The sequence below is a fragment of the uncultured Draconibacterium sp. genome (genome assembly GCF_913063105.1).
Taxonomy (GTDB): domain Bacteria; phylum Bacteroidota; class Bacteroidia; order Bacteroidales; family Prolixibacteraceae; genus Draconibacterium.
The window spans coordinates 335,873-348,160 of record NZ_CAJXYQ010000001.1; the positions used below are offsets into that span (position 1 = coordinate 335,873).

Below are 12,288 nucleotides of genomic sequence, written 5' to 3' on the forward strand. Positions count from 1 at the left end.
ATTGTAAAATGTTTGTTCTTTTATTGTCGTTTAGCTCTATTCATACCTTAAGGCCTCAACCGGATTACGAGTAGCCGCCTTCCAACTTTGCCAACTAACCGTTAACAAAGCAATTCCCAATGCCAACACCCCGGCCAGCGCAAATATCCACCAACTTAGTTCGGTTTTGTAGGCAAAGTTTTCCAGCCATTTATTCATGGCATACCAGGCAATTGGGCAGGCTATTACAAAGGCTATGGCAACCCACAGTAAAACTTCTGCGTTAAGTTTGGTTAGGATTTCATATATGTTTGCTCCATTAATTTTCCGAATCCCAATCTCTTTTCTGCGTTGTACAGCCGAAAATGAAATTAACCCGAACAAGCCTAAACTGGCAATAAAAACTGCCAAAGCCGTAAATAATTTTATTATGCTGCTAAATTCAGTTTCGGTTTTGTACAGTTTTTCAAAATCATCATCTAAAAAATGATACTCGAATGGAACACCGGGTATAAGTTCATTCCATGTTTTTTCTACAATAGCAATGCTGTTTTCAATATCGTGCCCCGAAATCTTTATGTTCACGCAAGAATTCCAAGGATAGTAACACAACATACAAGCATCAATCGTAGTACGTAAAGAATAGATATGAAAATCTTTTACTACTCCTATAATGGTAACATCGTTGTTTAGGGAAGAAACGACCGAACCTATTGGTGATTCCAATTCCATTTTTTTTACAAACTGTTCGTTTACCAAAGCGGTGTTGTACAAATCGTTTTCGCCTTTTCTGAAATTTCTACCTTCTATAATTTCCAAGCCAAAAGTTTCTACAAAGTCGGGATCGATGGTTGTGCCCCTGAATGTTTTATATTCGCCATTAACTTTGTGTTTCAAACCAAGATTCAGACCAGCAACAAATCTGCCATTCGACCTTGCCACATTTTGAATTTCCGGATTTTGAAGTAATGTTTCGCGGAAGGTATCGTAAGACTTATCGATATTAGAACTACCCGAAAGATAGATGATATGGTCTTTATCGAAACCAAGCTCTTTGTTTCTAATAAAATTTACCTGTTTGCTTATTGAAATTACAACTACCAATAAAATTATTGAAACTACAAATTGCGATAGAAGCAGCACTTGTTTAATTTTGTTTCCCTTTTTACCACGATTAATTTCGTTTTTAAGGCTACGAATTGGAGCAATTTTGGTGAGAAACCACGCCGGATATAATCCGGATAAAAGCCCGATTACCATAACTCCGGCAATAAAAAACAGTAGCGTTTGTATGAAATGTCCGGGCGCAATAATGGTATCAAAACCTGTAAAGTCTTTTAAATAGGGATGTAACAAAAGTATAAGAACACCTGCCAAAACTGCCGCAATAAAAGTTATCATTATCGACTCTTTTATAAACTGTACAAATAGCGCATTTTTAGCCGAGCCGATTACTTTTCGTATTCCTATTTCTTTAATACGAGTGGTAGAAATTGCCAACGACAAGTTGATATAATTAAATATGGCAATTAACAAGATTACCAAGCCTATAAAGAAAATGAGATATACAGAAGAGCGTTTCTGTCCACTTGCAAAATGAACCTCTTTTAACGGAACCATATTTAATTTATAACGTTCAGCGCGAGGACTGTTTTTATCTGCCTGCCATCTTTCGGAAACAAAATTGTCCCAGAATTCGGGTGTTGAGCTATTAATTTGTTCGGCAACTTTGGGAGATGCAATTTTTACATACGTGGCAAATCCCCAATTTCCCCAATCTTCGTTAATATTTCCATTGCGTATTTTGTGGTACTGAATAGTTGACATTGAAATAAGACCGTTGTATTGAATAGACGAATTGGTTGGCGCATTGGCTATAACACCCGCTACCGTAAAATTGTAGGTAGCGCTGGGGAAGTCGCTGAGATACTCAATTTGTTTACCGGTTGGATTTTCGTTGCCAAAAATCGTTGTTGCCAAACTTTCAGAAAGAATAATGGAATTTGGAGAACTTAGCGCACTTTCAGCATCTCCATATAACAACTCAAAATCAAAAAAATCGAAAAAGCTATCGTCAACAAATAATAAATCGGATGTTCTAAAAGTTTCGTTATTACTTTTCAAGTAGCCCAAGCTTCCTCCTGCGTACCATTCGTCTATACGCACAAAATTTTCAATTGCCGAAATATTATCGCATACAAACGGAGCTATTGCAGGAGGTAGTGATTTGCTGTCGCCCAAATGAATTTTGTAAATACTTTCTTGTTGCTGATGAAAGCGGTCGTAACTAAACTGATGATTAACGTACCTCACAATCATCATAAAAACAGCTATACCTACAGCAAACCCCATAATATTAATGCTCGAATGCAGCTTATTTCGCAATAAGTTTCTAAAAATTATTTTTTGATTTATACTATTTAGCATACTCATTTTAGATTGTTTTTTGAATTTTATTTAGCTCCATCAAAATGTTTAGACTGAAATTTTATTCATATCGCAAAGCTTCAACAGGATTTCGGGTGGCTGCTCTTATTACATGAATAGAAATGGCCAACAGTGATACCAAAATCAAGATTCCCAGTGAAGCCATAAAAATCCAGCCATTCATACTGGTTTGGTAAGCAAAATTCTCCAACCATTTTTGCGATAAATAAATACTCAAAGGCAGCACCAAAACAAAAGATAAGACCACAAGTGCGAGAAAACGTTTTGACATTTTATTGGCAATGGACAATACGGTTGCTCCATTTATTTTTCGAATAGCTACTTCTTTTGTTTTTTGTTGAATGGTATAGTTGCTAATGGCATATAATCCGGTACAGGCTATAATAATGGAAATGATAGAAAGAAAGGTCATCATTTTTCTGGCTTGACGATCCTTTTCATATTGCGCTACCAAAACCTGGTTGTGAAAGGTGTAATAAAAGTTTCGGCTAATATTAAACTCGCTCCATTTTGCTTTTAAAAGATCAACTGCATAACTGGCTTTGTCCTGATTGATTTTTATAAAAATATTCCCCATATAATCTCTACGACGAATTACCAAAGGAGCCAATTTATGATGCAAGGAGCGAAAATTAAAATCTTTAATGACTCCAATCACTTCGTAGGGATCACCGCCACCATAAACTATGGTTTTTCCCAGAATCGATTTGTCTTTTCCATATTCGGCTGCAACCGTTTCATTAACCACTATTTTATCCAGTTCATTGGATAGGTCATTGGAGAAAAACCGCCCTTCCACCATTTCCACGTCAAATGTTTTCATAAAATCAGGATCAGTAATCATGTGACTGGTGTGGAAATAGTTTTCCTCTTCTACGACATCAAAAAAACAGGAATTCATGGAAGGATCTTCACCAAAATAAAGATCGGATGTGGTTACTGCTTTTATATTCGGATCATTTCTTAATTCCTCTACCAACGATTCGCGTTTACTTCTTTCCAAATCCCAAAGGGTAATCATCATTACATTCTCCGGATCATATCCTCTATCCTTGTTCACCATAAAATCAATCTGCCGGTTCACCAATATGGCACTAATGATAATAAGTGCGGAAATAGCAAACTGAACTATCACAAACACATTGCTAAAAACCAGTTTTTTTCGTCTTACCTGCTCTGAGCCTAATAAGGTGGCAGCCCCCGTTCGCGAAGCGGAAAGAACCGGCCAAATATTAATCAACAAATTAAAAACCAACAAGCCGGAAATGATGACTCCAACAATACGAATAGCTTCCCAACCTTCTATCTCCAAACGAAGCCCGAGATAAGAAAGCAAATATTGCGAACATAGAAAATACAGGATCAAAGCGATAAGCAAGCTTACAAACCAATACAAAAGCGCTTCGGTTATAAACTGCTTGATTAACTGGTTTTGAAAGGCTCCATTTGTTTTTCGAACCGCAATTTCTTTGTGGCGTGTTACAATATTGGCAATACTTAAATTGATGTAATTCACCGATGAGATAACCAATACCAGTAAAGCCAGTACAATGGCACCGTACACATATATTTTGTTCGATGTTTTTGCATTGTCGAAGCGGTGTTGTCCAAAATGAATTTTCTTTAATGGTTCAGGGCGATAAAACAAATAGGTTTCGTCACCGTATTTCAAATCATCCAATGTAGTTGCTTCATCCGGATCGAAGGTTGCTTGTCGGTGGTGGTAAACCATTTGTGTGGTTTTAAACGTAAAATCATCCAGGTTGGCAATTGGTTGGTACGTTTTAAAATAAGTATACAAATTCTCCGAGCCCCAGTCGTCTTCGGGATGATTGGCTACATTTATGCTTCTTATAACCTCACCCTGCAAATGACTGTTCGGAGGGAAGTCCTCAAAAACACCGGTAATTATACAGTCGTTCCCGTTGAATTTAATGGGTTTCTCCAGGGCTTGTTCTACCGAATTAAAATGTCGTTCGGCAAGGCTTCGGGCAATGGTTACATTCTCACGTGCTCCTAAGGCATTTGTGCGGTTAGTAAGGATAGGAACTCCCCAAAAAGCAAAAAAATTGGTGTCGGCTAAAAAATAACCTTCTCCGCGAAAAGAATGATCGTCTTTAACAAAAATACCGTTGCCCTGCATTCTTATCCGGTTCCTGTCTTCCAACTCAGGAAAAGCATCTACCATTGATTTTCCCATGGCGGCAGTAGTTACTGCCATGTCGGCTTCTCTACCATCGAGTTTACCGTACATAATTACGCGGTAAATTCGGTCCTTATCGGGATACATGTTATCGAAACTGGTTTCGTAATAAGCATAAACTGCCGCAAAAACAATTACAGCAAACGATAATGTAAGACCAAATAGTTTGGCAAAAGTCATTACCGAATGTTTTTTTGCATTTCGAAAAGCAATTTTTAAATCCTGAAAATTCATGGTTTTGTTCTTTAGTTTGATGTCTCTGTTCTATCCTACTTATACTCTTTCAAATGTTTTGCCTGACCCACTACTCATATCTTAATGCTTCTACCGGGTTTCTGCTTGCAGCTCTCCAGCTCTGCCAACTAACTGTTAACAAAGCAATGCCCAAAGCCAACACACCGGCCAGAGCAAAAATCCACCAGCTTAAATTGGTTTTGTAGGCGAAGTTTTCCAACCACTTATCCATGGCATAGTATGCAATTGGGCAGGCTATTACAAAGGCAATAGCTACCCATTTAATAAAGTCGCGGTTTAGCAGGGTTAGTATTTCTGTTACTTTAGCTCCGTTAACTTTTCGAATGCCAATTTCTTTAATTTTATTATTTATCAGGTACAAGCTAATTCCGAATAATCCCAGCCCGGCAACCAATAGCGAAATAACCGACGCAATCATAAATGTTTTAAAAAGCCTTATTTCGCCTTGATACACATACTGAAGTTGCTGGTCGTAAAAAACATATTCAAACGGATAGCTCGGGCTATGCGCGTTCCAAATAGTTTCCATTTCATTCAGCATATTGCTAATATCAGCCGTGTTGGTACAATTAAATTTAACAAGCATTTCCGAGCATTCCTCCTTGGCCTGAAGCAACCCAAAAGGCTGAATAACAGTATGAAAAGTCTTAAAATTGAAATTTTCGCAAACGCCTCGTAAAACTCCTTCTGTTCTATCGCGGGTTAAAGATGCACTTGCTATATCGGTTATTCCATAATGTTCAATAAACTGCTTGTTTACAATCAGGTTATTACGCTTGGTTGGATTTTCTTTAAATCCATTTCCCCGAACCAGAGGAATATCGAAAAGGTCAAGAAAGTTTTCATCTACAAAAAGGTTAACAAAACTTACATGAAACGACGAATCTTTATGGAACATGGTTCGGCCCCAATCGGAACTTACCTCGGTTAATAAGTTGCTGCTATAGGCAATTTTATCGATTTCCGAAAGGCTTTTATATTGATGATTAAGTGCAACTTCATTGTTCCAGGATTCAGGATTCATATGAATAGCCATAATGTTTTCAGTAGTAAAACCGTAATCGGAATTCAGCATAAAACGGTTCTGCTTATACATGAAAAATGTAGACGTGATTAATATTATCGAAATTAGAAATTGAAAAACAAGCAAGCCTTTATTAAAACTCAATTTGCTCTTTTTATTCGAAATATTTTTCGATAGTAATTGAATTGTTTTGAAACGGCTTATGATTAAAGGCGGGAAAATGCTGAATATGCCAATGCTTCCTAATACAACTCCTAAAAGTAAAATACTGTTGCTGCCCCGGAATAAATCGGAATACTGGAAACTTGAATTGCTTAATGAATTGAAATAGGGCAATACCAATTTTAAAAGAAACAGAACAATTGCTATTCCCAAGCAGAATAATAAAGAGGTTTGTATAAAAAATCGCGTGATAACAGCATGCCTGGAATCGCCCAGTGTTTGGATAATACCTTCGTTTTTAATACTGCCCATTAACTGGGTTGCCGAAAGATTAAAATAATTAATACATGCTATTATAAGAATAAGAATACCAATGCTTCCCAATACCAAAATCATTGATTTTTGAACTGGATTTTTATCTAAATACAATCCGTTAAACGGCAATAATTTAACAGGTGTTGCACTACGTGTCCACTCAGGCCCGTTTTCAATTATTAGCTGGTCAATCCGTTTGCCAACCTCCTTCGGGTTGCAGTTTTCGTTAAGCAAGGCATACGCCAAATAATTATGTGTTCCCCAATGGTTGGCATTTTCGCGATACCATTTTATTTCCATCCTCGATCCCATTGAAATAACCGATTTAAACTGCATTGACGAAGTGGGTGGAATATCTTTAATAACAGCAGTAACCGTATACATTTTCTTTTCAAATTCAGAAGAATATACCTCAACCAGTTCTCCAACGGGATTTTGATTTTCAAAAATCTTTTCAGCTTCTGAACTGGTTAGCACCAAACTGTTGGGTCGAGCGAGACATTGGCTAAGATCTCCAAAGACAGACTCAAAATTGAAGACATTAAAAAAGGCAGAGTCTGCACAAATCATATCATTAATCTGGTAACGGTTGTTTTTATAGTTCAAAAAATCAGACTTCGACCAGCTTTGATGAAAGTAAGTGATATGTTCTACCTCGGGAACATATTTCTTAACGAGGTTAATTTTAGGAACCGACATGTGCTCTCCATCCCTGTTTTCAAACTTGTAAATATGGTCAGCATTTTTATGAAAGAGGTCGGTTTCAAATTGGCTCTTCACCAAAAAAAGTAACAATATGCTTACCAATAAACCAAGAACAATGCCCACAAGGTTAATTGTTGTTGATAGTTTATTGTGAATTAACAACCTGATTATGTATTTGATATAGTGTTTAAACATGGTTCTATGTTTTTGTTTCATTTACTCCTATATCCCCTAATGGGGACTTGTTCTTATCTTCGATTGTCCTATTATTTATCTTGTTTTTATCCTCATTTGCTTCTCTAACCTTACTTCTTGGCTCGTGCCTTAAAACCCCTTTAGGCGTTTGGGGTGAAATCAATCTTATTCGTACCTCAGCGCCTCCATCCCGATACGCTTCGCTATCGAGGATCTTCGCACTTCTCACTATTCGTATCGAAGTGCTTCGACAGGATTCCGTGTAGCCGCCTTCCAACTTTGCCAACTAACCGTTAACAAAGCAATTCCCAATGCCAACACCCCGGCCAGGGCAAAAATCCACCAACTTAAACTGGTTTTGTAGGCGAAGTTTTCAAGCCATTTATTCATGGCGTACCAGGCAATTGGGCAGGCTATAACAAAGGCTATAGCTACCCATTTTATAAAGTCGCGGTTGAGCAGGGTTAGTATTTCTGTTACTTTGGCGCCGTTTACTTTTCTTATGCCAATTTCTTTTATGCGGCGTTTCATTGAATAAATTGCTAAACCAAGCATACCTAAAGAAGCCAACAACATGGCAAGAATTGAAATTAACTGTATTGCCTTGGCCTGATTTTCTTCTTTTCGATACATGGTATCCATCCATTCGTCGTAAAACTGATACTCAAAATTAAATTCACCGGCAATTTTGTTAAACTCTTCTTCTACAAGTTTCATCGTTCCGGCAATATCTCCCGGATGCATCCTAACATTTAGGTGCGACAAACCGTCTTCATTCCGTATTAACAAAGCCCCCACCTCGTTGTGTAAATTCTCGAAATGAAAATCGTCAATAACCCCAACTACTTCAGTGCCGAATATTTTCTTCCCCTCAAACGATTCCCAACCAGCTTGCTCCAAGCCCTTTTTATTAATCAGTGCAGTTGCGTTTTTTTCGCCATCGAAAAAGTTACGACCGTCAAGTAATTCAACATTAAAGGTTTTTAGAAATAAATGATTTGAAGCAATTTGGGAAAATCTACCAAACTCGTTGTTTGAAGAATTACTGTATATTGCCCATGGAGTTCCGTGTGTTGGGCAAATGTTCTTAACCCCGGCCAAGCCTCCTATTTTTTCAATAAGAACCGGCACACGGTCTTTAATTTTATAATGCACATTTATGCGAACCAGTTGCTCCGTATCGAATCCCAGTTCCTTATTTTTTGCAAATTCAATTTGCTCGTGTATAGTTATTAAAGCAACAAAGGCTACAATACTTGCTGCAAACTGAATGATATTTAGCGGCATTCGTATATCTCTTTGTTTTTGCAGGTCGGCAATTTTATTTTTTAGCATTAAGCCAGGCTTTGCTTTCATGGCAACATAAGCCGGGTAGCTACCCGCAAGAACAGCGATAATTACGATGGCCAATCCCATAGAAACCAGGTACGGAATACTACTTAGTAAGGTGTCGAAAAGAATTTCCTGTCCTAAAATTCCCTCAACTAATGGCTTTAACATCCATGTTAAAAAAATAGAGATTACACCGGATACTACCAATTGAAAAAAAGCTTCGGAAATTAAGCGCTTAAACAATCCCAATTTAGACGCACCCAAAACCTGATGCATTCCAACATTTTTTAAGTCGGTTGAGATTTTGGCAACAGAGAAGTTCACATAATTAATTATGGCAAAGACAAAAATACAGAGGGCCAGCCACGATAATAGCTTAATGAGTTTAACATTAGCGTGTTTTAATCCATCGTATTTAACCGCATTGAAATACGCATGTTTATAGGGAGAAAGAACATAGCTGTAATCTTTGTCTGCATATCCATGATACTGGGCGTTGGCAATGGGTTTAATGCGGTTTTCTACATCTTTTACCGAGGCATTTTTATGGAGTTTAACTAATAGTTTATCAAAATAGGTTTTTTTATTGTTCCATCCCCTGCTTGAATAGGTAACCTTTAACTTTGTACTGCAAAATACCTGACCATTAAACGACCGTTTTTCGGGAAAATCCTCGATAACAGCGACAACTACAACTTCATTTTTATGCGAAAGGGTTACAAGTTGTCCAATTGGATTTTCATCCTTAAATATCTTTTTAGCAAATGATTTTGTCAATACAACCTGATTTTCAATTTTATGAAAACTATCGAGGGTTCCGGCAATTACCTCAGTCTCAAATATTCGAAACAATGCATCATCGGTACAAACCAATTTCGAGGGATAACTTTTATCTCGGTAAGTCACAGGTTTTCTATTGATATAGTAGTTTGAAGCCTCTTGTACCTCGGGAAACTGTTCCACAAGAGTTTCTGCAACCTCTTCGGGAATATCAGAAATATCGTCATTTGCCAACACCCTGTAAATGTTTTCAATTTCAGGAATGTCTTTATCGTAAGCTCTTTCGGAAGAAATAAAGGCCACCAGCAAAATTACAATTGCACTTGCCAATGCGAATCCCCCAATTGAAATAAATGAGATTATCCGATGTTTTACGATTGAACGAAACTGTTGTTTTAAATAGGTGTACATGTCTATTATCTTTCTGTTACTTGATTATTCATAACGTAATACTTCAATCCCGATACGCTCTGCTATCGAGAATTTCGGATAGCCTCTATTCGTACCTCAGCGCCTCCATCCCGATACGCTTCGCTATCAAGGATCTTCGCACTTCTCACTATTCGTATCGAAGTACTTCGACAGGATTCCGGGTAGCCGCCCGCCAACTCTGCCAGCTTACCGTTAACAACGCAATTCCCAAAGCCAGTACTCCGGCCAGTGCAAAAATCCACCAGCTTAAAGTGGTTTTGTAGGCGAAGTTTTCGAGCCATTTGTTCATGGCATAGTATGCAATTGGGCAGGCTATTACAAAGGCTATGGCTACCCATTTTATAAAGTCTTTATTTAGCATTGATAGGATTTCTGAAACTTTGGCGCCGTTTACTTTGCGGATGCTGATTTCTTTTGTTCGGGTAAAACTTATTAGCAGTATTTGTCCCAAAATACCCATACAAGTAAGCACAATGGCTATTAACGAAAAGAAAGAAACAGACTTGGCCAGGCGCACTTCTTTTTCGTACAGAGCCTGAAATTGCTGGTCGTAGAAAGTAAAATACATGGGCTCGTTGGGTAAAATCCCTGTCCACACTTTTTCAATATCGTTTAATTGTTGTGAAATATTTCCGGGTGTTAAACGAACCGATAAGGCTCCAAACTTTTCTTCCGGGCGGTACAACAAAGCAAGTGGAACTACTGCCGAATGTAGCGAGGTGGTATTAAAATTTTCTACAACTCCCAACACTTTATAACCGCCTTTTCCTCCTTGTTTGTAGGTCTTATCTTTAATATTGTCCCAGCCGTATCTTTTTATGGCTTCTTCGTTAAATAAACAAGTTCGTCCCTCATCACCCAAATGAAATTCTCGCCCCTCCAACAGGTTCATGCCCATGGTTTCAAGGTAATCGTCGGAAATAGTAATGCAGTGAACGGTAAAATTATTTTCAGAATCACCACTCCCCATTCTTAATTTTACATGACCAGGATGACCGTCACTCAAAGTACTTCCGGCAACAAAGGGCAGTTTACCAATTTCTTCTTTTAGGGTTGACGGTGTTTCATAAAAGTATGGGAGCTCGAAGCGGACAAGATGTTCCTCGTTAAATCCAAGGTCGTAATGTTTTACATACTGCAGTTGTTTAAAAATAGTTAGCACTGCAGCAATTAAAACAATTGAAGCAACTAATTGAAAGGTTAACATGGCCTGTCGCCCGATCTGTTTCCCGGTGCGTTTGCTGCTTCCGGCCAGAAAATCGGTTATATTAAATTTGGTAAGCACATAAACCGGGGCTAAGCTATTTAGCAAGATTACAAAAACAACAATTCCAAAGAAAACAAGTAATGACGCTCTGGTATTTGCATCGAAAAATAATATACGTTTCCCAAAAATGATTTCGGTATACGGAAGCACTGCCAAGGTAATAAGCAAAGCCAAGCCAACCGAAAGAAGAATTCCAAGCGAAACTTCAACCAACGAGCCGGTAAACAGATTTGCAAGGTTAGCTCCGTTGGTCTTTTTAATACCAAACTCTTTCTGCTTACTAAACTGTTTCGAAACCGTAAAATTGATGTAATTGATACTCGATAAAAGTAAAATTAGAATACCTATAACCAGGAAAATACTGAGAACTTTTGAATTCCCTCTTTTCTGAGAATCTTTTACCTGCATGGTTGTCAAATAGATATCTTCAATATTTTGAAAAGCCAAACTGTCAACATTTACACTTACATCTTTTATTGTAAGATTAACTTTTTCGGCAAACTGTACAGGATTAACAGAATTGTTGAAAACGACAAAATGCGGCGTTGTAAACCAACATCTTCCATCATTACACGATTGCGACATGCGAAAATCTTCAGACCCCGAATTAATAATCAGTTCAGCATCGAATGTCGCCGCTCGCGGAATATCTTTAATAACAGCGGTTATGGTTCCCTCAAACCAATCGGAAGTTAACGTTCGCCCAAGTGGGCTTACAGAACCATACATTTGTTTTGCAACCGATTGGGTAATTACCATCGATTTATCGAAAGCAAAAGCTTTGTCCGAAATACTTTCAACAATTTCAATTTCAAAAATATCAAAGAAGTTTTCGGTGGTTGCCATCATTTGATTAACCCTAAAATTTGCATCCAACTCCGAGTCTTTTATTACAAGCGGAAAACCACCTGCATATTCCATCGGGCAGGCATTTACAATTTCTGGATATTGCTCCAATAGTGCTGGGAACAAATCGTAGTCGAGGTTAACCGTTTCTTGTTTAGCATCGTAAATACGATAAATATTTTCAGAATTAGTAAACACCTTATTCACCCGGTGCTCCGACACGTAAAACAGACCAATAAGAATAAAGGCGGTAAAACCAATGGCAAATCCGCCAATAATAAGTGTACTGTTTACCTTATCTTTTAATAGGTTCCGAATAGCTAATTTTAGTTTAAACAGTATCAT

5 protein-coding genes are annotated in these 12,288 nt (G+C 37.8%); all 5 read right to left on the minus strand.

Annotation, left to right across the window (positions count from 1 at the left end; all coding sequences use genetic code 11):
* Positions 1-36 precede the first annotated feature (36 nt).
* The 5 genes from QZ574_RS01170 to QZ574_RS01190 all read right to left on the minus strand — a co-directional run bounded on the left by QZ574_RS01170 (position 37) and on the right by QZ574_RS01190 (position 12,288).
* The gene (locus tag QZ574_RS01170; protein WP_297085893.1) at positions 37-2,412 is read right to left on the minus strand and encodes an ABC transporter permease; all 2,376 of its coding nucleotides are present in this window, start codon (positions 2,410-2,412) and stop codon (positions 37-39) included.
* 55 nt (positions 2,413-2,467) lie between these two features.
* Positions 2,468-4,864, minus strand: coding sequence for an ABC transporter permease (locus tag QZ574_RS01175; RefSeq protein WP_297085894.1), 2,397 nt, complete (start codon positions 4,862-4,864; stop codon positions 2,468-2,470).
* A 70-nt stretch (positions 4,865-4,934) separates the two neighbouring features.
* Positions 4,935-7,286 carry an ABC transporter permease gene (locus tag QZ574_RS01180; RefSeq protein ID WP_297085901.1) on the minus strand — a complete coding sequence of 784 codons (2,352 nt, stop codon included), beginning with the start codon at positions 7,284-7,286 and terminating at the stop codon, positions 4,935-4,937.
* 228 nt (positions 7,287-7,514) lie between these two features.
* Complete coding sequence (locus QZ574_RS01185) at positions 7,515-9,809, minus strand: ABC transporter permease (protein WP_297085904.1); 2,295 nt, start codon at positions 9,807-9,809, stop codon at positions 7,515-7,517.
* A 148-nt stretch (positions 9,810-9,957) separates the two neighbouring features.
* The gene (locus QZ574_RS01190; protein ID WP_297085907.1) at positions 9,958-12,288 is read right to left on the minus strand and encodes an ABC transporter permease; all 2,331 of its coding nucleotides are present in this window, start codon (positions 12,286-12,288) and stop codon (positions 9,958-9,960) included.

Excerpts from the sequence above, each read along its gene's own strand:
- QZ574_RS01175 (WP_297085894.1), bottom strand. The coding sequence starts at position 4,864 with ATGAATTTTCAGGATTTAAAAATTGCTTTTCGAAATGCAAAAAAACAT.
- QZ574_RS01180 (WP_297085901.1), bottom strand. The coding sequence starts at position 7,286 with ATGTTTAAACACTATATCAAATACATAATCAGGTTGTTAATTCACAAT.
- QZ574_RS01170 (WP_297085893.1), bottom strand. The coding sequence starts at position 2,412 with ATGAGTATGCTAAATAGTATAAATCAAAAAATAATTTTTAGAAACTTA.
- QZ574_RS01190 (WP_297085907.1), bottom strand. The coding sequence starts at position 12,288 with ATGATACTGTTTAAACTAAAATTAGCTATTCGGAACCTATTAAAAGAT.
- QZ574_RS01185 (WP_297085904.1), bottom strand. The coding sequence starts at position 9,809 with ATGTACACCTATTTAAAACAACAGTTTCGTTCAATCGTAAAACATCGG.